The organism is Micromonospora polyrhachis, assembly GCF_014203835.1.
In the GTDB taxonomy this organism is placed as follows: Bacteria; Actinomycetota; Actinomycetes; order Mycobacteriales; family Micromonosporaceae; genus Micromonospora_H; species Micromonospora_H polyrhachis.
On sequence record NZ_JACHJW010000001.1, the window covers coordinates 588021 to 611270 of the forward strand.

The 23250-nt window shown below is 69.1% G+C and carries 23 protein-coding genes and 1 pseudogene; 10 read left to right on the forward strand and 14 right to left on the reverse strand.

Features of this window, described 5'->3' with window-relative positions; genetic code table 11:
* The first annotated feature begins 29 nt into the window (after window positions 1-29).
* Window positions 30-518 (forward strand): GNAT family N-acetyltransferase, encoded by a 489-nt coding sequence (locus FHR38_RS02325; protein WP_184532359.1) that lies wholly within the window; start codon window positions 30-32, stop codon window positions 516-518.
* A 35-nt stretch (window positions 519-553) separates the two neighbouring features.
* Here FHR38_RS02325 and pgm read toward each other — a convergent pair whose 3' ends face one another.
* A complete protein-coding gene (gene pgm, locus FHR38_RS02330) occupies window positions 554-2200 on the reverse strand; it encodes a phosphoglucomutase (alpha-D-glucose-1,6-bisphosphate-dependent) (protein ID WP_184532361.1) in 1647 nt (548 codons plus the stop codon).
* 146 nt (window positions 2201-2346) lie between these two features.
* Between pgm and FHR38_RS02335 the strand changes: the two genes are divergently transcribed.
* On the forward strand, window positions 2347-2964 hold the full coding sequence (locus FHR38_RS02335) for a DUF1707 SHOCT-like domain-containing protein (protein ID WP_184532363.1): 618 nt from the start codon (window positions 2347-2349) through the stop codon (window positions 2962-2964).
* Here the strand turns inward: FHR38_RS02335 and FHR38_RS02340 are convergent.
* Window positions 2961-4001 (reverse strand): App1 family protein phosphatidate phosphatase, encoded by a 1041-nt coding sequence (locus FHR38_RS02340; protein WP_312881738.1) that lies wholly within the window; start codon window positions 3999-4001, stop codon window positions 2961-2963. The genes FHR38_RS02335 and FHR38_RS02340 overlap by 4 nt on opposite strands.
* Before the next feature lie 146 nt (window positions 4002-4147).
* On the opposite strand from FHR38_RS02340, the gene FHR38_RS02345 reads away from it, so the two are divergent.
* Window positions 4148-5740 carry a hypothetical protein gene (locus tag FHR38_RS02345; RefSeq protein ID WP_184532365.1) on the forward strand — a complete coding sequence of 531 codons (1593 nt, stop codon included), beginning with the start codon at window positions 4148-4150 and terminating at the stop codon, window positions 5738-5740.
* Window positions 5741-5743: 3 nt separating this feature from the next.
* On the opposite strand, the gene FHR38_RS02350 is transcribed toward FHR38_RS02345, so the two are convergent.
* Window positions 5744-6730 carry an ArsR/SmtB family transcription factor gene (locus FHR38_RS02350; protein WP_184532367.1) on the reverse strand — a complete coding sequence of 329 codons (987 nt, stop codon included), beginning with the start codon at window positions 6728-6730 and terminating at the stop codon, window positions 5744-5746.
* Window positions 6731-6956: 226 nt separating this feature from the next.
* Between FHR38_RS02350 and FHR38_RS02355 the strand changes: the two genes are divergently transcribed.
* Window positions 6957-7370 (forward strand): hypothetical protein, encoded by a 414-nt coding sequence (locus FHR38_RS02355; protein WP_184532369.1) that lies wholly within the window; start codon window positions 6957-6959, stop codon window positions 7368-7370.
* A 74-nt stretch (window positions 7371-7444) separates the two neighbouring features.
* The gene (locus FHR38_RS02360; protein WP_184532371.1) at window positions 7445-8380 is read left to right on the forward strand and encodes a hypothetical protein; all 936 of its coding nucleotides are present in this window, start codon (window positions 7445-7447) and stop codon (window positions 8378-8380) included.
* Here the strand turns inward: FHR38_RS02360 and FHR38_RS02365 are convergent.
* Entirely contained in the window at window positions 8345-8929 is a 585-nt protein-coding gene (locus FHR38_RS02365) for an anthrone oxygenase family protein (protein WP_184532373.1), read from the reverse strand. The genes FHR38_RS02360 and FHR38_RS02365 overlap by 36 nt on opposite strands.
* Before the next feature lie 243 nt (window positions 8930-9172).
* On the opposite strand from FHR38_RS02365, the gene FHR38_RS02370 reads away from it, so the two are divergent.
* Window positions 9173-10201 (forward strand): fatty acid desaturase family protein, encoded by a 1029-nt coding sequence (locus FHR38_RS02370; protein WP_184532375.1) that lies wholly within the window; start codon window positions 9173-9175, stop codon window positions 10199-10201.
* Window positions 10202-10217: 16 nt separating this feature from the next.
* On the opposite strand, the gene FHR38_RS02375 is transcribed toward FHR38_RS02370, so the two are convergent.
* Together FHR38_RS02375 and FHR38_RS02380 are read right to left on the reverse strand one after the other, a co-directional pair.
* Window positions 10218-11402 carry a Cmx/CmrA family chloramphenicol efflux MFS transporter gene (locus tag FHR38_RS02375; protein WP_184532377.1) on the reverse strand — a complete coding sequence of 395 codons (1185 nt, stop codon included), beginning with the start codon at window positions 11400-11402 and terminating at the stop codon, window positions 10218-10220.
* A gap of 386 nt (window positions 11403-11788) precedes the next feature.
* Window positions 11789-12754, reverse strand: coding sequence for a helix-turn-helix transcriptional regulator (locus FHR38_RS02380; RefSeq protein ID WP_184532379.1), 966 nt, complete (start codon window positions 12752-12754; stop codon window positions 11789-11791).
* Between the two features lie 61 nt (window positions 12755-12815).
* On the opposite strand from FHR38_RS02380, the gene FHR38_RS02385 reads away from it, so the two are divergent.
* The gene (locus FHR38_RS02385; RefSeq protein WP_184532382.1) at window positions 12816-15047 is read left to right on the forward strand and encodes an ATP-binding cassette domain-containing protein; all 2232 of its coding nucleotides are present in this window, start codon (window positions 12816-12818) and stop codon (window positions 15045-15047) included.
* 45 nt (window positions 15048-15092) lie between these two features.
* Here the strand turns inward: FHR38_RS02385 and FHR38_RS02390 are convergent, their stop codons facing one another.
* Complete coding sequence (locus tag FHR38_RS02390) at window positions 15093-15779, reverse strand: hypothetical protein (protein WP_184539141.1); 687 nt, start codon at window positions 15777-15779, stop codon at window positions 15093-15095.
* A 122-nt stretch (window positions 15780-15901) separates the two neighbouring features.
* On the opposite strand from FHR38_RS02390, the gene FHR38_RS02395 reads away from it, so the two are divergent.
* On the forward strand, window positions 15902-16744 hold the full coding sequence (locus FHR38_RS02395; RefSeq protein ID WP_184532384.1) for an alpha/beta fold hydrolase: 843 nt from the start codon (window positions 15902-15904) through the stop codon (window positions 16742-16744).
* A gap of 33 nt (window positions 16745-16777) precedes the next feature.
* On the opposite strand, the gene FHR38_RS02400 is transcribed toward FHR38_RS02395, so the two are convergent.
* From FHR38_RS02400 to FHR38_RS02425, 7 genes and pseudogenes are all read right to left on the reverse strand, one after another.
* Complete coding sequence (locus FHR38_RS02400) at window positions 16778-17827, reverse strand: hypothetical protein (protein ID WP_184532386.1); 1050 nt, start codon at window positions 17825-17827, stop codon at window positions 16778-16780.
* A 128-nt stretch (window positions 17828-17955) separates the two neighbouring features.
* Window positions 17956-18141, reverse strand: a pseudogene (locus FHR38_RS02405) (aminoglycoside 3-N-acetyltransferase); the annotation flags it as partial.
* A 115-nt stretch (window positions 18142-18256) separates the two neighbouring features.
* On the reverse strand, window positions 18257-18784 hold the full coding sequence (locus tag FHR38_RS02410; RefSeq protein WP_312881741.1) for an HAD domain-containing protein: 528 nt from the start codon (window positions 18782-18784) through the stop codon (window positions 18257-18259).
* 78 nt (window positions 18785-18862) lie between these two features.
* Window positions 18863-19609: a phosphotransferase family protein gene (locus tag FHR38_RS02415; RefSeq protein ID WP_184532388.1), complete on the reverse strand. Its 747-nt coding sequence runs from the start codon at window positions 19607-19609 to the stop codon at window positions 18863-18865.
* 82 nt (window positions 19610-19691) lie between these two features.
* Entirely contained in the window at window positions 19692-19928 is a 237-nt protein-coding gene (locus tag FHR38_RS33695) for a DUF7660 family protein (RefSeq protein ID WP_446685665.1), read from the reverse strand.
* Between the two features lie 32 nt (window positions 19929-19960).
* Window positions 19961-20152, reverse strand: a complete 192-nt coding sequence (locus FHR38_RS02420) for a DUF397 domain-containing protein (RefSeq protein WP_184532390.1) — start codon at window positions 20150-20152, stop codon at window positions 19961-19963.
* Window positions 20143-20946, reverse strand: a complete 804-nt coding sequence (locus tag FHR38_RS02425) for a helix-turn-helix domain-containing protein (protein ID WP_312881742.1) — start codon at window positions 20944-20946, stop codon at window positions 20143-20145. Before FHR38_RS02425 ends, FHR38_RS02420 begins: the two co-directional genes overlap by 10 nt.
* 409 nt (window positions 20947-21355) lie before the next feature.
* Here FHR38_RS02425 and FHR38_RS02430 point away from each other — a divergent pair, with 409 nt between their 5' ends.
* Together FHR38_RS02430 and FHR38_RS02435 are read left to right on the forward strand one after the other, a co-directional pair.
* On the forward strand, window positions 21356-21916 hold the full coding sequence (locus FHR38_RS02430; RefSeq protein WP_376771459.1) for a copper chaperone PCu(A)C: 561 nt from the start codon (window positions 21356-21358) through the stop codon (window positions 21914-21916).
* Between the two features lie 71 nt (window positions 21917-21987).
* Window positions 21988-23193 (forward strand): Dyp-type peroxidase, encoded by a 1206-nt coding sequence (locus FHR38_RS02435; RefSeq protein ID WP_246446867.1) that lies wholly within the window; start codon window positions 21988-21990, stop codon window positions 23191-23193.
* Window positions 23194-23250: the final 57 nt, after the last annotated feature.

Genomic DNA, 23250 nt, shown 5'->3' on the forward strand with positions numbered 1-23250 from the left:
AGCATCGCCGGAGACCCTGGGGAGGATCCATGACCGTCGTGCTGCGCCCGATGACCGAGCAGGAATTCGCCGAACGGAACACCGTACTGGTCGACCGGTATGCCGACAACCTACGGGAATCGGGCCGGGTGTCGGCCGCGGAGGCCCACGACGAGTCGGTACGGCAGAACAGTGGCTTCCTGCCGCAGGGCCTCGACACCCCAGGGATGCTGCTCTTCATGGCCGAGGCCGATGACCAGCCCGTCGGCTGGCTCTGGGTCGGCCCCACCATCAAAGCGGACCTTCCCGAGCAGGCCTGGATCTACAACATCGAGGTCGACGAGGAACACCGAGGCAAGGGGTACGGCCGGGCCATGCTCAAGGCGGTCGAGCGCGAACTCGGCAACCATGGCTACACCAAGCTCGGCCTGAACGTCTTCGGTAGCAACACCGTGGCGATCCGCCTCTACGAGAGCCTTGGCTTCGAAGTCACCGCACAGCAGATGGCCAAGCCACTCACCCCGACCAGCGCAGCCTGAGGCCGGGCACGATTCCGAGGAGACGCGAGACCTCGTCACGTGCCCTGGAGCACCACGGTCACCAGATCACGGGCCTCCTGCTGGATCCGGGCCAGGTGCTCCGGCCCCCGGAACGACTCAGCGTAGATCTTGTAGACGTCCTCGGTACCCGACGGCCGGGCGGCGAACCAGCCCGAGTCGGTGCACACCTTCAGGCCACCGACCGACGCACCGTTACCGGGTGCCGAGGTCAGCTTGGCGGTGATCGGCTCGCCCGCCAGACTCGTGGCGGTGACCTGGTCCGGGGACAACTTGCCCAGCGCCGCCTTCTCCTCCCGGCTGGCCGGGGCGTCCACCCGGGCGTACACCGGCTCGCCGAACCGCGCGACGAGGTCGGCGTAGTGCTCGCTCGGCGACCGGCCGGTGGTGGCGATGATCTCGGCGGCGAGCAGGCAGAGCAGCAGCCCGTCCTTGTCGGTGGTCCAGGTGGTGCCGTCCTGCCGCAGGAAGGATGCCCCAGCGCTCTCCTCGCCGCCGAAGCCGATCGTCCCGTCCAGCAGGCCGGGGACGAACCACTTGAAGCCCACCGGCACCTCGACCAGGGTGCGACCGAGGTCGGCGGCCACCCGGTCGATCATCGACGACGACACGAGCGTCTTGCCCACCGCTGCCTCAGGTGACCAGGTCGGCCGGTTGCGGTAGAGGTAGGAGATCGCCACCGCCAGGTAGTGGTTGGGGTTCATCAGGCCGGTGTCCGGGGTGACGATGCCGTGCCGGTCGGCGTCCGCGTCGTTGCCGGTCGCCACCTGGTAGTCGGAGCGGGCGGCAATCAGCGACGCCATCGCGTTCGGCGACGAGCAGTCCATCCGGATCTTCCCGTCCGAGTCCAGGGTCATGAACCGCCAGGTCGGGTCGACCGTCGGGTTGACCACGGTCAGGTCCAGCCCGTGCCGCTGGGCGATCTCCCCCCAGTAGGCCACGCTCGCGCCGCCCAACGGGTCGGCACCGATGCGCACTCCCGCCGACCGGATCGCCCCGAGGTCCACCACGGAGGGCAGGTCGTCGACATAGCCGGCGAGGAAGTCGTACCGGCCGGTGGTGTCGGCGGTCCGGGCCCGGGTGTACGGGATCCGGCGTACCCCGGTCAGGCCGGCGGTCAGCAGCTCGTTGGCCCGGTCCTGGATCCACCGGGTCACGTCGGTGTCGGCTGGTCCACCGTTGGTGGGGTTGTACTTGAACCCGCCGTCGGCGGGCGGGTTGTGCGACGGGGTGATCACCACCCCGTCGGCGAGTCCGTCGCCGCGGCCCCGGTTGTGGGTCAGGATCGCGTGGGACACCGCCGGGGTCGGGGTGTAGCCGTCCCGGCTGTCGACCAGCACGGTCACCCCGTTGGCCGCCAGCACCTCCAGCGTGGTGACCATCGCCGGCTCCGACAACGCGTGGGTGTCCCGGGCCAGGAACAGTGGTCCGTCAACCCCATTGGCCTGGCGATAGTCGCAGAGGGCCTGGGTGACGGCGAGGATGTGGTGCTCGTTGAAGGCACCACGCAGGCTCGACCCGCGATGCCCGGAGGTGCCGAAGGAGACCTGCTGTGCCGGGTCCGTCGGATCGGGATGCTCGGTGTAGTAGGCGGTGACGAGGTGTGGCACGTCGACCAGGTCCTGCGGCTCGGCGGGTTGACCGGCACGGGCGTGGATCGACATCGACAGCCTCCTACAGCGGGTTGGTCGCCCTCGTTCGTGGTGCGGGGCTCGTTGATCGATAATGCCCCAGCTCGCCGTTGCCCGAACCTGGATCGACGGACACACCGGTCGGCCGGGTGGCTACCCGGTGCGTAGAATTCGCGGGCGTGCAGCTGGAACCGCGTGACGATGACGACCGAATCCGGGTGTCCGACCGGGAACGAGAGCACATCATCGAGTTGCTCGGGACTGCTACCGGCGAGGGCCGGCTGACCCTGGACGAGTACGAGGATCGGGTCACCCTGGCGCATGCGGCGCGTACCCGGGGTGAACTGGCCCGGCTCACCCACGACCTGCCGGTCACCGCCACCGGCCCCGCCGTCGTCCAGCCCACCAGCCTCAGCCCGGTGGAGCCCGTGGAGAAGTTGACGGCCGTCTTCGGGGAGGAGACCCGCAAGGGCCGCTGGCGGGTGCCGGGGCTGTTGCGGACCCTGTCGGTCTTCGGCTCCTGCCGGGTCGACCTGCACGAGGCGGAACTCCAGCAGCCGGTGACGGTGATCGAGGCGACCACGGTCTTCGGTGATCTGACCGTGGTCGTACCGGAGGGAACCGACGTCCGGCTCACCGGCAGCGCGATCTTCGGTTCGAAGACGTCCAAGATGCGGGAGCCGGTCCGGCCGGGCGCACCCGTGGTCGAGGTACGCACCCGGGTGGTCTTCGGTGAGGTGACCGTCCGTCCGCCGCGAAAGCCCTGGCTGAAACAGCTCCTCAACGACATCAGCTAGACGAGGTCCGCCTCCCGGAGCAGATGCCAGAGGCCGGCACCGTCGGGCGCGGAGAGGACCTTCTGCCCCTCCGGCCCGGTGGAGCGGGCACCGCCTCCCGGCGCCGGCAGATGCCCCGCCAGCACGGCCTGGGTGGGTGAGAGCCGCCGGATCGCCACGGCGGCGACGTTCTCCGGGTGGGCGGCGGCGAACTCCGCGTAGATCTCCGGGTCGTGCTGGCCATCGTCACCGACCAGCAGCCACCGGACGTCCGGAAACTCCTCGGCCAGCCGGAGCAGCATGGCACGCTTGTGCGCCCGGCCGCTGCGGAACCACCGGTCGGCGGTCGGCCCCCAGTCGGTGAGCAGTAGCGGTCCCGCCGGGTAGAGGTGCCGGGACAGGAACCTGGTCAACGCGGGGGCGACGTTGAAGGCCCCGGTGGAGAGGTAGAGGACCGGCGCACCCGGGTACGCGTTGACCAGCCGCTCGTAGAGCACCGCCATTCCCGGTACGGCCGCCCGGGCGTGCTCGTCGAGCACGAAGGTGTTCCACGCGGCGAGCAGTGGTCGGGGCAGCGTGGTGACCATGACCGTGTCGTCGATGTCCGACAGGATGCCGAAGCGTACCGCCGGGTCGACGATCCGCACCGGGGCCTCGACCGGCTCCGCGTCCGGGCTGGTCAATCGGACTGTTCCCCAGCCGGGTGGCAGGTCGGCGGGCACCACGACGTCGACGAAGCCGCTGCGGTCGGCGTGCGTCTCGTGTCGGCCGTCACCGGCCTCGATGATCACCGTCGCCCCCTTGGCGGGGATGGTGGCGAAGCTACGCCAGCCGCGTAGTTTGGCGGGCCGATGGCGGGGGCGCTCCAGCCTGCCGAGCAGCACCCGGCCCATCACCCGTACCCAACCGGGCGCACCGTACCCGGGATAGGCGATCATCGTCACGTCCCAGCCCCGCCGCCGCAGTCTGCGGGCAAGGAAGTGATGGATCGCGTCCTCGATCCGCGCCGCCCGGTGGAGTTGGGGTATGGCCACCTCATTGGGGGAAGTTGGGGACACGGCTGCAACCCTGCCATACGCCGCCGACACGCCTTACTCCGCCAGCCCATCCCCACAGCGCGGACATCAACCCAGAACACGGACATTCTGCCCGCGTATCGTGCGAGACTCCCGACAGGACGACGACGGGGGCGTTGGTCGTGTCGGTGACGGCGCAACACGGCAGGCGGCGGGCCCGGCTCCGGCTCGACCGACCGGCCCGGGTGGCGCTCGCCCTCGGCCTGGCCGGTCTCGGTTACCGACTGGCCCTGCTACTGCTCACCGTCCCCGGCTCGAACAGCGACGAAGCCACCTTCGGCCTGGTCGCCATGCACATCGCCGCTGGCCGGGGCTGGCCGGTCTTCCTGTACGGCCAGCACTACATGGGGACGTTCGAGTCCTACCTCGCCGCGCCGCTGTTCCTGTTCTTCGAGCCGAGTTGGCCGCTGCTCCGGGTCCCGCTGCTCTTCCTCTACGCGGCCTTCGTCCTGCTGATGTACCTGCTCACCCGACGGCTCTACTCCCCCTGGCTGGCCACCTTCACGGTCGGCCTGCTCGCCCTCGGTTCCGAGCGGGTGGTCCGGGACCAACTCACCACCGTCGGCGGACGACCAGAGGTCAAGCCCGCCGTCGTACTGCTCCTGCTGCTCGCGGTGGCCCTCGGGCAGCACCGGTCACGCCACCGCCGGCTGACCTGCGCCGTCTTCGGACTCGTCGCCGGGCTCGCCCTGTGGAACGACTGGCTGGTGCTGCCGTACCTCGCCGTGGTCGGGGTGGTGCTGCTGGTCGGGTGTTGGCGGGACCTGCTCGGCTGGTCCGGTCTGCTGCTGCTCGGCGGCTTCCTGATCGGCCTGCTTCCGTTGATCGTGGACAACCTGACCGCCCCGCCAGGACAGGACTCGCTCTCCGTACTCCGGCAGCTCAGCGACGGTGAGAGCGAACCGGCGACACCATCGGAGCGGCTGCGGGGCGCGATCCTGACCGGCCTGCCCCTGGCCACCGGGCTGTGCCCGTCGACCGGGTGCGCCCCGTGGCAGGCCTGGTGGGGGCCGCTCTACCTGGCGTTGCTGCTCGGCGCGGCCGTACTGGCGGTGGTCGGCCTGCGGCGCGCGGGCGGCGACCGGATCCGCTACCTGGCACAGCTCGCCCTGCTGCTCGGTGCGGCCCTGACCGTGCTCAGCTATGCCCGCAACACCCTGGCCGCCACCGCACCGCTGGCGACCGCCCGCTACCTGTCGGTGCTCCAGATCTCGCTGCCGGCGGTGCTGTGGCCACTCTGGCTACTCGCCCGTCGGACCTGGCGGCGCGGACTTGCGCAACCGGTCGGGGCGATGGCCACCCTGGTCCTGGCCTGGGTCACCGCACTGATGATCTACGCCACGGCGGTGTTCATCGGCGACTTGGACACGATCCGGGGCGAGGAACGGGATGCGCGGGAGTTGGCCACTGTCATGCGGCGTGCCGGTATCCGCCACACCTACGGCGAATACTGGACCTGCAACCGGCTCATCTTCAACACCCGGGAGCAGATCGTCTGCTCGGTGCTCGGCGAGGACCTGCGCCCCGGCCAGAACCGTCATCCCCCGTACCCGGAGCAGGTCGACGCGGCCCCCGCGCCGGCGTACGTCTTCGAGTCCGGCGGCCCCGCCGACACCGCGTTCCGGGCGTACCTGGAGCGGATCGCCGTCCCGGCACGGGTGACCGAGGTGGCCGACTACCGGATCTACCAGCCCGCGGCGACCGTACGCCCGCCCGGCTGACGACTATCGGTGCCGCTGTTGGGTCAGGATGGTGGCACCGAGCGGGTGCAGGCTGTGCAGCACGGAGCCCCCGAGTCGGCGCGTGGTGATCAGACCGGCCTCCCGGAGCACGGTGGCGTGTTCGCTGGCGGTGGCCGGGGACACCCCGACCCGGCGGGCCAGCTCGGTCGTGGTGCACCCGGCGTCGATCGCCTCCAGTACCGCCGCCCGGGTCCGCCCCAACAGCGCGACCAACGCCTTGCGGTCCGACGGGGCGGCCGGGCCAGCCACGCCGAGCCCGACGGCGTCGCGTTCGATCGGATAGACCAGGACCGGCGGAAGGTCCGGATCCCGCAGCAAGGTGGGCTGCTGCCAGCAGAAGTACGACGGCAGCAGGTGCAACCCTCGCCCGTCGAGGTGGATGTCCCGGTTGGCGGTGAAGCCGTGCAGTTCCAGCACGGGGGGTCGCCATCGGATGTCGGGGTGGATCACGCCCATCAGCCCTTCGAAGCCCGTGGCCGCGAGCAGGCGGGCATGGGCGGTCCGCTCGGCGTCGACGCCGGCCCGGATCCGGGTCCAGTACGGGGCGATGGCTACCTGGTGGTAGCGGCGGGTGGCATCGGTAAGCACACCGAGACTGGCCGCCCGGCCGTCAGCGAGTTCCCGCATCCAACTCGTCACCTGCTGGTATCCGGCAAGCTGCCCCAGGTCGGCGCGGAGCCGGGCGCGCGGTGTGGCGGCCAACGCGTCCAGCCCGGCTTCCAGGTTGCTGTCGCCGATCGATGGGGTCAGGAAGTCCGGCGAATAGCCGTACGCCGGGGCCAACTCGAACAATGGTCGCATCGACCGGGACAGCCGTTGCCGGGTCTGGTCCCGCCAGTAGCGGAAGATCGGCGAGCGCGTCCGGATCTGCAACACGTGCAGGCTGAGCAGGATCTCCCACATCGGGCTTGGTTCAGCCGCTATCCGAAACCGAGCAAGATCAAGGTCGGTGAAGAATATTCGTATCATGCTGACTCCCCGTGTTCGCCAACATCCCCACAAACACTGCTGGGCCGCGCGCAACCCCGGCAACCAATTAACCTGACACATTTCCGTCACTCAATTAATTGATCACGTTGTCTAGTCGGGGTTTCGAGCACCGCCGAAACCCGTGGCGACGGTCTTTTCCCGGAGGCGATTCTGTTTGGTGTACGGCACGACAACCAGGTCGGCCGACGATCCAAGGGGGAAAGACATGCGCTCCCTGACCAAGGCAGCCACGATGCTGCTCGGAGCCGCGGCAACGCTGGCAGTGCTCCCAGTGAGCCCGGCCAGCGCCGACAACGGGAACAACCAGCCCGGGTGCAGCCGGGGGGAGATCTGCTTCTGGTGGGACACCGGGACCCGCTTCCAGAAGCAGTTCTGGTACACCGGCAACCACGGCGGCAACAACTTCATGGACGGCACCTCGGTCTCCCGCCTCCCCGTCCAGGACAACGCCCGTGACGTGACCAACCGCGACACGGACTGCCAGGTCCGGGTGGGCAACCTCGGCAACGGGCTCTGGACCTGGGTGTACATCCCGAACGACGGGAAGCGGTACTTCCTGAGCTTGGTCAACAACCGCAACGACCGACACGAGCGCGTGGGTGCCCCCGGCTGCGTCTGATCACGCTCATCACACCGGGTGGGGCAACGGCTCGGGGCGTCGCCCCACCCGGGAGCGGAAAGGAGAACCGTTCCATGACCCGGATTCCGGTCCGTTTGCCGGGCGTCCTCGGCACTGTCGGCGCGGTCGTGCTGAGCCTCGTCGGCGCGGTGGCGCTCACCGCCGGCTGCGCCCCGGACCGCCGCCCCACCACTGGCCGTTACCTCGACGTTCCCGCCGATCGCATCGCCGTGGAGGTGTTCCGGACCGACAAACTCGTCATGCTGGAACGCACCCAGGGCCGGCTACGTGCCGGCTGCCTGGCGAAGCGTGGGTTCCACCAGTTGAGCAAGCTCGACAATCCGGAGCAGCCCGACCCGTTCGCCGACCTTAACGTCACCGCCCCTGATTTCGCCGCCCGCAGCGAGGACGACGCTCGACGATTCGGGTTCGGCTGGAACGAACCGGCGCAGTCGGCGCACATCATCAGCTCCGACCCCGCCTTCGACCACGCCTTCGACCAGTGCGGGAACAGGGCTGCGCAGACGATCGACCCGGAGTTCCCCCGGTTACGCAGCCGGGCGTACGACCTGATCAACAAGATCAACGTCGAGACGGCCCGGGCCAGCCTGGACGGACCGGCGGCGGCGGACTTCGACCGGATGACGGCCCCGCTGCTCGACTGTCTCGACCGGCACGGCTTCCACGGTGCCAGCGGCCAGCGGCGCAGCCTCGACTCGTACGGCGTCGGCCGGCCAACCGGTCGACTCACCGGCCCGGAGCCGGCCCCACCCCGCAAGATCCCGGGCACCGTGGAGGTCCTCCCGCCGGTTCCCGAACGCACCTATCTGCCGACGCCGCAGGAGAGCGCGCTCGCGGTCGTCACCGTCCGGTGCGCCCGTGAGATCGGGTACGGCGACAGCTATGTGGCCCACCGCCTCGGTGTGCTACGCACCCTGCTCACCACGTACGAGTCCGAGATCCACGAGGTGACCTCACGGATCGAGGAGATGTTCGCCCGTCTCCGCTGACCTCCGCTGCTGTGCAAGGAAGGGCCCCTTCTTATCGCTTTCTGCCTCGGAAGGGGCCCTTCCTGACCGCAGGGCGGGGTGGGGGCGGTCGATCACCTGGACGGTGAGCATCGCGGCGAAGGCCACCAGCACCAGCACGGTTCGTACGTAGTGCAGCCGCCACCACCGGTCCCACAGTTCCGTCCAGTCGAGGGGCGGGGCGTCGGGCGACCAGGTGTTCACGACATGGTTGATCGGCTCCATCTGGGCGACGATGAGCACGACGGTGGCCGCCACCAGCAGCGCGGCACCCCCGGTCAGCCCGAACACCCACCACCCCCGGCGGTACGACAGCACACCGGCCACCAGGAGCAGCGCCAGACAGGTGAGCAACAGCGGAGGCATCGTGCGGGGGTAGTCGGTGTTGAGGGCCTGCCAGTAGCGGATGTAGGCGGGGGCGGGCAGCTCGCGCAGCGAGGGTGCGAGCAGGAAGCAGAACATCCCGCCGGTGAAGAGGCCGAGCAGCAGCGTCCCACCCGCCCGTACGATCTGCAACAGATTCCTGGGCATTTGTCCACCTCCGCCGCGGAAGGCACCACACCATCACCGGCAATCGTGGCATTTGAATATTTTTCAGGCAATAGCGGTTTGCAGTCGAAATTCCAGGAACAGCAGTGGACAGCGGCCACGGTAGGGCTGGCACTACCTACCTTTCGGGGGCTTTCAGGATTACTCACCGCAACGAAAACCCGAAAACTTGGGTACGACAGCGCGCCGTCCGGCGTCGCGCGAGCCCAAGCATCTGGGGGAAGAATGGCGGTCGCCCTGGCAGCCAAGCCCGAGGTACGACAAGCGAGCGACTACTCGCAGCTACTGCGTCGGATCAATGCCGCGCGCCTGCTGGATCGCCGTCCGGGTTACTACACCGCGCGGCTCAGCCTGGTCGGCGGCCTGTTCGTCGGCGGCTGGGTGGCCTTCTTCCTGGTCGGCGACTCCTGGTGGCAACTGCTGGTGGCGGTGGCGCTCGCGGTGCTCTTCGCCCAGATCGCGCTCGTCGCGCACGACCTGGCACACCGGCAGGTGTTCCGGGGTCGCGGGGCCAGCGGCGTCGCCGGACGCATCGCCGGCAACCTGGCGATCGGGATGAGCTACGGCTGGTGGATGGACAAGCACACCCGCCACCACGCCAACCCCAACCACGAGGAACTGGACCCGGACGTCGCACCGGACATCCTGGTGTGGTCGACGGATCAGGCCCGAGCCAGTAGGGGACTCCCCCGGTTCATCGGGCGGTGGCAGGCGTACCTGTTCTTCCCGCTGTTGACACTGGAGGGGTTCAACCTGCACGTCTCCAGCGTCCGGGCGCTGCTCCGCCCGGGGATGAAGGGGCGCGGACTGGAGACGGCGCTACTGTTCGCCCACTTCGTCGGCTACCTGGCCGCCCTGTTCCTGGTGCTCTCGCCGGGCAAGGCGCTGGCATTCCTCTTCGTACACCAGGCGCTCTTCGGGGTCTACCTCGGCTGCACGTTCGCACCGAACCACAAGGGCATGCCCACCATGAAGGAGGGGGACAACCTGGACTACCTGCGCCGTCAGGTGTTGACCTCCCGCAACGTGCGCGGCGGCTGGCTGGTGGACGCGGCGCTGGGTGGGCTCAACTACCAGATCGAACACCACCTCTTCCCGAACATGCCGACCCCGCACCTGCGGCGGGCGCAGCCGATCGTCCGTAAGTTCTGCGCCGAGCGCGGCATCCCGTACGAGGAGACCGGGCTGGTCTCCTCGTACCGTCGGGCGTTGTCCCACCTGCACGCTGTCGGCGCACCGTTGCGGCGCGGGTGAGCGAGGCAGGGCTGAGTTAGGAGACGGTCACCTCCTGGTTCGGTCGCGGCTTGGCCCGGCGCACCGCCTGGGCCAGCCCGGCCACGACGAACGCCAGCGCGACCAGCAGGGCACTGACCCAGAGCGGGGACCGGTAGCCAAGTCCTGCGCTGATGGTGGCCCCACCCACCAGGGGGCCGATGGCCGCGCCCACGTTGAGGGCGGCGGTCGCGAACGAGCCGCCCAGTGCTGGCGCATCGGTGGCCGCATACAGCACCTGCGTGATCAGCGTGGCCCCGACGGCGAACGACAGCGCCCCCTGGACGAAGACGAGCACGAGGGCCGCGTACGCATTGTCCGCGGCCAACGTGAACCCGAGCCAGCCGGCGAGTAGCGCGGCACCGCCGAAGAGTAGGACCCGCGTTGGCCGAGTGTCCGACGTCCGACCAGCCACGGTGACCCCCACGAACGACCCCAGGCCGAAGAGCGCCAGCAGCACCGGCACCCACGCCTGGTCATAGCCGCTGACCTCGGTGACCACCGGGGCCAGGTAGGTGAAGGTGCAGAAGGTTGCCCCGTTCACCAGCGCGGCCAGAAGCAGGGTCACGAGCAGCCGGGGACGCCGCAGTGTGCGCAGCTCCTGTCGGGCCCCGGGTGCCGCCACATCCGGCGCGACGGCCGGGACCGACCGCAGGATCGCGAGGACGGTCGGTAGCGAGACGACCGCCACCGCCCAGAAGGCGGTACGCCAAGTCCACAGTTGACCGAGCACGGCACCGGCGGGCACCCCGACGATGCAGGCGAGGGTGGTACCACCGAGCAGCACGGCGGCGGCCCGGCCCTTGGCGTTCGGCCCGACCATGCTGGTCGCCGTCGCCGTCGCCAACGCCACGGCCAGGAACCCGGCGGTGGCCAGTGCTCCGACAACCCGGGTGACCAGCAGAACGCCGAAGCTGGTGGTAAGCGCCCCGACGACGTGCACCACGATGAAGGCAATCAGGAAGACGAGCAACGCTCGTCGTCTCGGCCAGCGCAGACTGAGGATGGCCATCAGCGGCGCGCCGATGACCATTCCTACGGCGAAGGCCGACGTCAGCGTTCCCGCAGCCGGCACGCTGACCCGGAGGTCGCCGGCGATGTCCGGGGTCAGGCCGGAGAGCATGAACTCGGAGGTTCCCTGGGCGAAGACCGCCAGTCCGAGCAGGTAGATGGCAAAAGGCACGACAAACTCCACGCGTCGTGAGTGGATGGACAGGACGCGCGGGGACACCGCTGGTCGCCGCCGGGTTGTTTCCGGCTACGGCCAGACGCGGCCGAAGCACTCCGCCGGCCGGGCGTACGGGAGATCACCGCGCGAGGGATACCGGGAGATGCCACGTCGTGGTGGTGCCAGGCGGCACCGGTGGGTCATCCCCGGGAAGATCAACCGGTACGACAGCGATTCGATGGCGGGTACGCGAAGCAGCGCGCGGTCAGCCGCGAGAGTGCGTCAGCGCGAGGTCACAGCACGGCCAGCCACCGAAGAACCGGTGGCTGGCGTCTGGACGCTTCCGGGCTGGACACGAGGCGAACCCTAGTTGCCGCCCGAACGCGCCGTCAACCATGCCGTCAACCGTCTCGGTCACCGTGGTCGAGCAGACGAGTGCCGAAGTCCCGGAGCGCGGCACGGAAGGCGAGCGGTTCCTCGATGGCGAAGTCGACGTCCAGGAAGGCCAGCGGTAACAGCAGCCACTGCCAGGTGTCGAGCTTCAGAACGACCCTGGTCCGCTGGTCGCTGCGGGCCTCGAACTCGGCCTCCTGGTACCTGAAGGCGTCGACGACGGTGGGCAGGGCCGCGGCCACGGTAATGACCACCCGGGTGCGCTCCCGGTCGAGCCCCTGTCGGAGGTAGTCGAGCGCGGTGTCGGCGGGCAGGGGTCGGGACGGGTAGCTGCTCGTGGTGACCTGGAGGCCGGTGATCCGGTCGATCCGGAAGACCCGCCAGTCGTCCCGGCCGGCGTCCCAGGCGAGCAGATACCAACGCAGCTGGTGGTGGACGTGCCGGTAGGGCTCGACCCGGCGGGCGGTGACCGAGCCGTCCTTCCCGAGGTAGTCGAAGGTGATGACGTGACGCTGCTGGATTGCCTCCGCCAGGGTGTCCAGGAGGTCGGCGTCGACGCTCGGGGCCGGGGCGGTACCGGTCTCCAGGCTTGCCCGTAGTTGGGCGGCCCGGTGCCGCAGTCGCTTCGGAAGAAACTGGTCCACCTTGCCGTACGCCCGGGTGGCCGCCTCGTCCACGCTGCCCTCGGTGGCGCTACCGGTGGCGGCGAGGGTGGCCAGCCCGAGCAGGGTGGCGATCGCCTCGCCGTCGTCGAGCGCGAGCGGCGGCATGGCGGTGCCCGCGGTGAGGCGGTAGTGCCCGCCGGGGCCAGGCTGGGTCCGTACCGGGTAGCCGTAGGCACGGAGCCGGTCGACGTCGCGACGCAGGGTCCGGGGGCTGACGCCGAGCCGGGCGACGAGTTCGTCGCCGCTGAACGCCCGCCCGGTCTGGAGCGTGGCCAGCAGGGCGAGGATGCGCTGGGTGACGTCCGCCATGGCCCTAGTCTCGCCGTAGTCGTGGTCAGGATCTGGCCACATCTACGCATAACGTCGACGGATGTCCGAACACACGATTCGCGTCCGGGGTGCCCGGACCAACAACCTGAAGTGCCTGGACCTGGAGATCCCGCGCGGCCAACTGGTCGTCTTCGTCGGGGTGTCCGGGTCGGGTAAGTCGTCGCTGGTGTTCGACACCATCGCGGCCGAGGCCGGACATCAGCTCAACGAGACCTTCCCGCCGTTCGTCCGCAACCGGCTACCGAAGTGGACCCGCCCCGACACGGAGGAGATCACCGGGCTGTCGCCGGTGGTGGTGATCGACCAACGCCGGATCGGTGGTAACGCCCGCTCCACCGTCGGCACGATCACCGACACCTGGACCTACCTGCGGCTGCTCTTCTCACGCCTCAGCTCACCGCACGTGGGCGAGTCGAACCACTTCTCCTTCAACGACCCCGCCGGCATGTGCCCCACCTGCTCCGGCCTCGGCGAGGTCGTGGTGAGCGCGGTCGACCGGTTTCTGGACCTGGACCGGTCGCTCGCCCAGGGCGCGGTCCTGCTGCCCGGGTTCGGCAACGGTGGCTACTGGTACTCCCAGTACGCCGACATCGGCAGCTTCGACGTGGACACCCCGCTGCGGGACTGGACGGAAGCGGAGCGCGCGGCACTGCTGCACGGCGGCGAGCAGGCGGCGCGGCTCGGCATCAAGCCCCCGAAGGACTACGAGGGCATCGTCGAACGGTTCGAACGGATCTACCTGCACACGACCGACAATCTCTCCGATCGCAAGCGGGAGGTGATCGCCCGGTTCACCCGCTCCGACGTCTGCCCGGACTGTCACGGCGACCGGCTCAACAAGGCCAGCCGTACCGCCACCGTCGCGGGCCACACCATCGGCGAGCTGGCCCGGATGGAGATCACCGAACTCGTCGAGATGGTGGAGCGGGTGAGCGACCGCTCGGTCGCGCCGGTCGTGGCCGCCCTCACCGACCGGCTGCGGGCCATGGTCACCATCGGGTTGGGCTACCTCCATCTGGGCCGGGCCACCACCAGCCTCTCCGGCGGGGAGTCGCAGCGCATCAAGACCGTCAAGCATCTCGGGAGCAGTCTCATCGAGATGCTCTACGTCTTCGACGAACCCACCGTCGGTCTCCATCCACACGACGTCGTCGCCATGACCACCCTGCTGCGGCAACTGCGCGACAAGGGCAACACCGTCCTGGTCGTCGAGCACGACCCGGCCGTCATGGCGATCGCCGACCAGATCGTCGAGGTCGGCCCGGACGCGGGTACGGGCGGCGGAGAACTGGTCTTCCAGGGCACCTTCGACGAGCTTCAGCAAACGCGTACGGCGACCGCCACCGCCCTCGGCCGACGCACGCCGATCAACACCAGCCCTCGTACGCCCACCGGCGCGATCACCGTGGCCGACGCCACCCGCAACAACCTGCGGGATCTGACCGTCGACATCCCCACCGGAGTCCTCACCGTCCTCACTGGGGTGGCCGGGTCGGGCAAGTCCAGCCTCGCGGCGGAGCTGGTCGCCCAACACGACGCGGTCGTGATCGACCAGCGTCCGGTCAGCACCAACCGCCGGTCGACGCCGGTCACCTACACCGGGATCGCCGCACCCATCCGTAGGCTCTTCGCCCGGCACAGCGGCCTGCCGGCCAGTCGGTTCAGCGCCAACTCGGAGGGGGCGTGCCCGGACTGTAGGGGGTTGGGTGTCGTCTACACGGACCTCGCCTTCATGGACGGCCAGGAGACCGCCTGCGAGACCTGTCGGGGGCGGCGGTTCATCAATGACATACTCCGGCACAAGGTCAACGGACTGTCCATCGCCGACATCGACGATCTGACCATCACCGACGCCACCTCACAGCTGCCCGACCGGCAGATCCGCGAGGGCCTGCGGGATCTGGAGCGGGCCGGACTCGGCTATCTACGCCTCGGCCAGCCACTCACCACGCTCTCCGGCGGCGAGTGCCAGCGCGTCAAGATCGCAAAGGAACTGCACGACGCCGCCGAACCTACCCGGTACGTCCTCGACGAGCCCACCACCGGCCTGCACCTGCGTGACATCACCGGTCTGCTCGACATCCTCGACCAGCTCCTCGACAAGCGGCACACCGTCGTCGTGATCGAACACAATCTCGACGTCATCCGGCACGCGGACTGGCTCATCGACCTCGGACCGGGCCCCGGTCGGCACGGCGGTCAGCTCCTCTACCAGGGGCCGGTCGGCCAGATCCACGGCACGCCCACCGCCGCCGCCCTGCACGGCGAGTAGGCGGTCGGATCAATCACCATCCCCGGCCCGGCCAGTCCCCGGTCCTCACGGCTGGCGCTCGTCGGGTCGTACGGGATAGCCGATCTGGGCGAGGTCCTCGGCGAGATCGGCTATCGACAGCTCGGGATTGAGCCGACGGACAACATCGTTCGTCAGCGGACGTAGGGCGTGGATGTCAGCGGTGGCCGCGCCATCGAGACGCTGTTCGTAGTAGTCCTCGGCGAACCTCCGATACGCCAGCGGTGTCGCATCCGTGAGGACCGCGAAAAGCCGATGCGCGCCGTCCGGGTCCGGACCCGCCGGAAACTCGATCTCCCCGGTGTGCCAGCGATCGTCGGTGCGCTGCCGCCACAGGCACACCGTCGCCGCCAACCCACCCTCGAAGCTGAATGCCGGCTCGCTCATGCAGTCGGCGAACACCTCAGGCACCGAGTCGGCGACGCCGGGCCACACCTCGCCGAACTCCGAGAACGCCGGGCTCATCGGCGACTCGTGATCGAAGCCCCGGATGAACGCACCGGCTGCCAAGAACACGATCGAGTATTCGTCGCCGGAGCCGTTGCGCATCGACGCCATCTCCTCGCCGTGGGCCCAACGGGAGTCGAAGGAGTAGTACCGAGACTCCCACTGCGGACTCAGGATCGCGTCGAGTACGGCCAGCGCCCGGCACCGGTCCCGAAGCACGGCGATGTCCGGCAGGGCTCGCGCCACCTCGTGCACAGTCACCGCCACATCCAACCCGATCCGGATCGGCCGACGCGTGCGGGCGGCGAGACGACCAGCCCCCACTCTGTGCTGCAACGCACCCCAAAAATCCCTATCGCGTTCCCGATAGGGAAGATTAAGGTACAGACATGAGTAACCTGTCGATCTACAAGTCCGAGGCCGGTGAGCGCGAGATCCAGCGGGCCTACCGGGAGGCGTTGGACAGCTGGCCGGTCCCGGCCGCACACGTGCGGGTGCCGACCCGCGAGGGCGAGACATTCGTCGTCGTCTCCGGGCCGGCGGGCGCACCACCGCTCCTGCTGCTCCACGGCTCAGGCGCGAACACGGCGATGTGGCAGGGCGACGTCGCCGCCTGGTCGCGGCACTTCCGCGTCCACGCCCTCGACCTCATCGGCGAGCCGGGCCTGAGCGCACCGTCCCGCCCACCACTGGGCTCCGAGGCGTACGCACGGTGGCTGGACGACGTGCTGGCCGGCCTGGGAATCACGGAGATCACCATCGTCGGTACCTCGCTCGGCGGCTGGATGGCACTGGACTACGCCACCCGCCGGCCGGAGCGGATCACCCGCCTGGCCCTGCTCTGCCCGGGTGGCGTGGGTCGGCAGAAGATGGGCTGGCTGGCCAAGGCCCTGCTCCTGCGCCCGTTCGGCGCTTGGGGGATGCGCCGGTCGGCCGGAGCCGTGGCCGGCCTGTCCGCACCGCAGTTCCGAGCCGCCCTCGACGCCGTGACGCTGACCTTCACCCACTTCACACCCCGCACCGAGCGGCTGCCGATCTTCTCCGACGAGGCACTGGGCCGGTTGAGGATGCCCGTACTGGTGATGGTCGGGGACCGGGACGCCATGTTCGACTCGGCGGAGACCGCCCGACGCGTACGCCGCTGCGTCCCACACGCGACCGTGGAACTCCTGCCCGGGGTCGGGCACGCCATCCTCGACCAGACCGAATCCGTCCTGAGGTTCCTGCGCTGAGCCGTCGACACAGCTCCGACCACCCGCGCCGCCTCAGATCGGGCCCCGCCGTTGGGGTGGCTTCGGCAGCCGCACAAATTCGGTGGCCGAACAACCCTTCTGACTCATCTTTCCGATGCAGCCCCATCCCGTACCCGGAACGCGCTCGAAATACTGGACGGGCTGCAGCGGGATGGCCTCGGTGGTGAACACGCCGGTACCGCTCGGGATACGTTGCTCGTGGGAGCCGGTCGTGTCGGTGTACGAGGCGACGATGTGCCACTCGCAAGTGTGGGTGGACACCTCGGGTTGAATACGGAACGCCATGTTCGATTGACCGTTGCCCAACTCGACGACGTTGCGGCGGAAGTACAGCTCGCCCTGCGACTCGCCCTCATCAAGAATGTACGGGCCGTACGGCTTGTCGGTCGGCCCACCGGTCAGGTCCCACAGCAGGCCCTGCCGGGGCCCGGAACCGGCCGGGGGGATGTTGACGACGGTCTGCGCGGTGGGTGCGCGGCACGAATCCTTGACCGCAGTCATGTTGTTGATCGTGAGTCCGGCAACGCGATCGCTGTTCAGGTTCAGGTCGAATGTCTGGGCCTCACCGCGGTTTTCGGGGCCATGCTCGTCTGACCCCACAGGGCCAGTCGGATGCTCGACGACTCGGCCGCCGAGCGGCTTCAAGAACTCCCACACCTGTGGGGCATTGCCGTTCATGGCGGTGAGGGTGGCCTGCTCGTCTTCGGTCAGCGGGCGGTCAAGCAGGATGGCGACGGCCTCCGGGATGTACTGATCGTGGTCGAGGGGGGTGACGGTGGACACGAACGCAGGGCGCTCGCGATCGACTGTCTCCTCAGCCTGCCTGTTCGAGCGCGCTCGGTCGGTGGCCGTCAACCAGTCCAGGAGAAGGTTGGCTTGGTAAGCGAGCAGCACGCTGACGACGACGGCGGCAACGGCGACGGTCGCGTACGCCGCACGTTGCTTCGGCGAGAGCCCGCGAAACCCCGGCAGGCGTTCATCGGCCAGGACAGCCCAGACCCTCGGCCGGGGCGACTGCTCAGGCGGCAGTGCGGCAGGGGACGCTGACGACTGCTCGGGCATCCGCTCAGGCGACTGCTCAGGCGGGGGCGCGGAGGACGGAGTAGTCATTCTCGGATTGTCACTCATGGATACCACGCCCTTGGGGTACGGCCGGGCCCAGCGGCACCCCGCGAGGGAAAGGTAGCGTCCCCGACCGTGTCCCGCAGCGCGTCGACGATCGTCTGCAGACCATCGGCGACATAGCCCAATGCTGACATCCGGGTGTGGAACATGACGATGTCGCCCTCGGCCAAGCCCAACCCGACCAGATCGTGGATGAGTCTGTCCCGGGTGACCGGACCGGCAGAGCGCTTGAGAAGTTCCAGCTCATCCATGATCGGAGGGTATGTACCGCGCGATGGCTGGCCTGACGCATTTGAAACAGCTCCACAGGGGGCATCGGGCATCGGGCATCGGGCATCGGATCGTTGACACCTGCGTCGCAGAGCCTCAAGCAGCAGAATCCCCCTGCCCAATCCAGCTACGGACCGCCGAGAAGTCCGCTTCGGTCAGTCCCAAGTACGGGTCGACACGGTGCAACAACGCCCGCCCCGGATGGTGCGCTGCGACCCACCGCCGATCGACGTCCGCCAGTTCGTCGTCCAACCAGACGAATGGACGTCCCGCCGCCCACTCAACGAGGACGAGGGTCTTCCAGTGCAGACCGTGTTTCGGCTCCTCATCGTCGCCCGGCCAATCGACGACGGGCAGGCGTGGAAGCCCGAGCCGGGGCGAGATGACTTCGTTCGCCTCCGCCATCCAGGTCGTCGCCCAGACCAGTTGGCCGCCCAACGCCAGCAGCCTGCGTCCGACATCCGGGTCGAGCCGGTCGAGCAGAGGATTGCCGGTGTCGTTCAGTGGCTGCAGGACGGCACCGCCCAAATCAGGGTCCCGGCCACCTGGCCGGGCTTTGAACGGGATCAGCGGCCCGTCCACATCCACGTAGATCAAGGGGTGGTTGGCAAGCCCGGGGGTCACGGTTGAACGGTACGGTGGGCAGGGGATGGCCTGCTCGATGCGCCTGAACGCACGCGTAGCAGTCGGGTCGGCGCAGCCTCACATCCGGGATCTCAGCACGTCGACCTCACAGCCCGGCGCGAAGGGGTCGAAGCCGTGCTCGATCAGCCAGCGAACTGCCAGCAGGCTCCGGAGCGACCACCACGCGTGGATCACGTCGAGGTCGATGTCGGTGCCATAGCCGGCGATGACGTCGTCGAGGCGCTCCTCGTGTCCGAGAGTGAAGGTGGCGAGGTCGTACAGGGCATCACCCTGGCCCGCCTCGGACCAGTCGATGATGCCGGTGACATCGTCGCCGTCGACGAAGACGTGCGCGATCTGCAGGTCGCCGTGTGTGAACGCCGGAGTCCACGGCCGGAGCGCGGCCTCGGCGACCTCGCGGTTGCGGGTGACCAGGTCAGCGGGCAGGACACCGTTCGCCACAAGCAACTCGCACTCGTCGTCGAGTTCCGCCGCCACCGCGACGATGCTCCGCCCGGCCCGGCCTGGTAGGGGCGGCAGCGGCGCTTCGTGCAGCTTCCGGATGGTGGCACCCGCCGCGGCCCACGCCGCCGGCGACCCGGTCGACGGCCCGCCGAGGCGCCCAAGCGTCGTCCCCGGGAGTGCGGCGATCGCGAGTACGGGCGGCTTGCGCCACAGGATCTCCGGGGTCGGGACCGGCGCAAGGGACATCGCCTCGACCTCGACGTCGATGCGCGCCTGATCGGCGTCCACCTTCAAGAACACGTCACCGATACGCAGAGTCGCGCGCTCGGAATGGGCGACGACGACTCTGACCTCATCCACGGGCGACCAGTATTCCGGGGATGATCGCCGACGTCGCCAGTTTTATGACGACCTCCGGCCGGCTACAGCGAACTTCGGCCCTTCACTCGTAGACGCAGGCTGCCCGGAGGGTGTCCGCCACCAGGGACCATGGTGGGCTGCTCAGGCAGCTCTCGGCCTTGGTTGCGTGCCCAGCCGTCCATCCTGCCGATCCAGGAGGACATGCTTCGAGGTGGCGGGGCAGATCGACGTTCTCCCAGCAATCCGGAGGTGCAGCCGATTCTTCGGCAGGGGCAGCCCTCCCATCCGCTTTGGCGGGCGGAGTTGGGTGCGCCCCCACGCGATGGCGTGAGGGCGCATCGAAGGCCGGGCTCAGTCGCGGGTGGCCAGGTCCGTGACGAAGGCCCGCCAGGCGACCGGACCGAAGACCAGCACCGGGCCCGACCGGTCCTTGCTGTCCCGTACGCCGACCAGGCCCGGCAGGTTGTCGGCCACCTCCACGCAGGCCCCACCACTGCCGTTGCTCCGCGTGCTCTTGCGCCACCGTGCGCCGATCAGGTCCATGTCTCCGCCACCTCTGTCATCAACTCAAGGGACTGCTGGTGTGACAGGGCCAGGCTCCGGATGGTCTCCCACAGTTGGAGCGCCAGTTGCACATCGTCCCGGCGGTCGAAGGTCTGACCGTGGAGCTGACCCTCCACATAGACGGTATCCTCCCCGACCGGCGAGGTGGCGATCACGAACGGCCCGTTGAGCCCGGGATAGACCCCGGCCGACAACGGCGCGACGTGGATGCGCACCCGGGGCAGCGACTCGCCGAGCTTGACCAGGTGACGCAACTGCTCGCGCATCACCTCTGCCCCGCCGACGCGACGTCGCAGCACGAACTCGTCGACGACCACGGTGAGCACCGGTGGCTTCGCCCGGGTGAGGATCTCCTGCCGTTCCATCCGCGTCGCCACCTGCTGCTCGACCTCCTCGTCGGAGAGCAGCCCGACCCCGGAGAGGATGGTGCGCATGTAGGCCTCGGTCTGCAACAGCCCCGGCACGAACAGCGACTCGAACCAGCGGAGCGCCAGGGCCTCCTGCTCGATGCCGACCCACTCCCGGAACCAGGGCACCACGCTGTCCCGGCTGAGCCGCCGCTGGATCCGGGCGAAGACACCGTTGGTGCCGAGCACCAGGTCACAACGGCGCGCGAAGTCGGGACTGGGGCGGCGGTCCCCCGTCTCCACCTTCGCCACCATGCCGCTCGAATAGTTGATGGCCTCGGCGAGTTGGATCTGCGACATTCCGGCAGCCCCACGGGCAACCTTCAATTCTTCACCGAACAGTTCGAGCATGGGCGACTTGTTCACGGACAACCTCCGGACAACTGGGAGACCGACGCTAGGGATCCACAAACGCGCTGGTGGCGACGTCTACACATCGGACAGTAGTACCGCGGACACCGAAATGCACCCAGCAGTCACCCGGGCTGCCAATATTGGCGGGCGGTCCGTAAAGGTGATCTCTAATTGCGGTTTGGAACCGGCATCGGCCCACTACGCACGCTTAACCAATTATGGAATCGGGAGCGGAGATACGGGCCCGCACGATCGGGTCCGACACCTCTGACGAATCCCGTCCGAAGTCCTCGTCGCCCTGATCGACCACGGCAGCAGAAGTGACGGCTGGCTACCCCGACCGGGTGAACCTCGTCTCGTCGGGAACTTCCCCGCCGCTCGGGCCGACCAACAGGCAGCACGTCCCTGAGGAACGGAGAGCATCGTGTCGCACCTGGTCACCCGCCGGGCAGCCGCCCGTACGACCCTGGCGATGGTCGCCGCCCTGGCGGTCACCGGCGTCGCCGGGTGCGCCGCGACCGACCCGCCGCCGAACGCTCAGCCCAGCGCAAGCGGCTCTACGGGCACGCCGACCGGTGGCGTCACCGTCCGGGACCCGTGGGCGAAGGCCGCCGACACCGGCATGACCGCCGTCTTCGGCACCCTGGTCAACGACGGTCCGACGGACATCACGATCACCGGTGCCACCTCCCCGCTCTCCCCGATCGAACTACACGAGATGGCCATGGAGGCCGGAAAGATGGTCATGCGGCAGAAGACCGGCGGGCTCACCATCAAGGCGAAGAGCAGCCACCCGCTGGAGCCCGGCGGCGACCACCTCATGCTGATGAAGCTCGCCAAGCCGATCAAGGCCGGTGACGAGGTGAGCCTCACCCTCACCCTGGCCGACGGCAGCAGCATCCCGGTCACGGCCGTCGCCAAGCCGTTCGCCGGCGCGCAGGAGAGCTACGCCCCCGACACGCACGGCGGCCACCCGGCATGACCGACCAGCGGGAAACCGGCACGACCGACCAGCGGGAAACCGCCACGACCGACCAGCGGGAAACCCGCCGGCTGAGCCGCCGCCACCTGCTCACCAGCGGAACCGTCGCCGGTGGGGCCGTCCTCGGCGGCGCGATCGGCGCGACGCTCACCCGGGACCCGGGGCAGCCGGCACCGACCCCGGTCGCCGCAGACACCACCATCGGTACGGCGATCGAGCCGTTCCACGGTCCTCGACAGGCCGGAATCGCCACCCCGCCCCAGGCGCACGCCTCGTTCGTCGCGTTCACCCTGCACCAGGCGACGGACCGGGCGGCCCTGGTCCGGCTGATGCGGCTGCTCACCGACGACGCCGCCCGACTGACCCAGGGGCAACCCGCCCTGGCCGACACCGAACGGGAACTGGCCCTGCTGCCGGCCCGACTCACCGTCACCTTCGGCTTCGGTCCCGGGTTCTACCGTGCCGCCGGGCTCGACGACCGCCGGCCGGCATCGGTTGCCGACCTACCGCCGTTCAGCATCGACCGACTGCAACCCCGCTGGTCCGGCGGAGACCTGCTGATCCAGATCTGTGCCGACGACGCGGTCACCGTGGCCCACGCCCAACGGATGCTGGTCAAGGACGCCCGCCCGTTCGGCACCGTCCGCTGGACCCAGCTCGGTTTCCGGCGCAGCCGGGGCGTACAGGGGGAGACAGCCACCCAGCACAACCTGCTCGGACAGTTGGACGGCACCACCAACCCGAAGCCCGGAACCACCGCGTTCGAGCAGGCGGTCTGGGTGCCCGACGGTCCGGCCTGGCAACGGGATGGCACCACCCTGGTCATCCGGCGGATCACCACCGAACTGGAGACCTGGGACCTGCTGGGTCGTACCGACAAGGAACAGGCGCTCGGCCGACGGCTCGACACCGGTGCCCCGCTCACCGGTCAGGCCGAGCACGATCCGCCGGACTTCACCGCGACCGACGAGCACGGATTCACCGTGATCCCCGACTTCTCCCACGTCGCACGGGCCCACGTCACCAACGACCGGCTACGGATCCTGCGCCGGACGTACAACTACGACGGGGTGCCGGACGCCGATGGTCGGCCGGACAGTGGCCTGATCTTCGCGTCGTACCAGGCCGACGTCGACCGGCAGTTCCTGCCGATCCAACGCCGGTTGGCGGAACGGGACCTGCTCAACGAGTGGACAACCCCGATCGGCTCGGCCGTCTTCGCCATCCCACCCGGGTGCGCCCCGGGCGGCTGGGTGGGTGAACAACTCCTCGCCTGAGCCGCCGCGGGCCGCCACCGGACCAGCCCGCATCCGGATCAGGATGCCATCCGGACC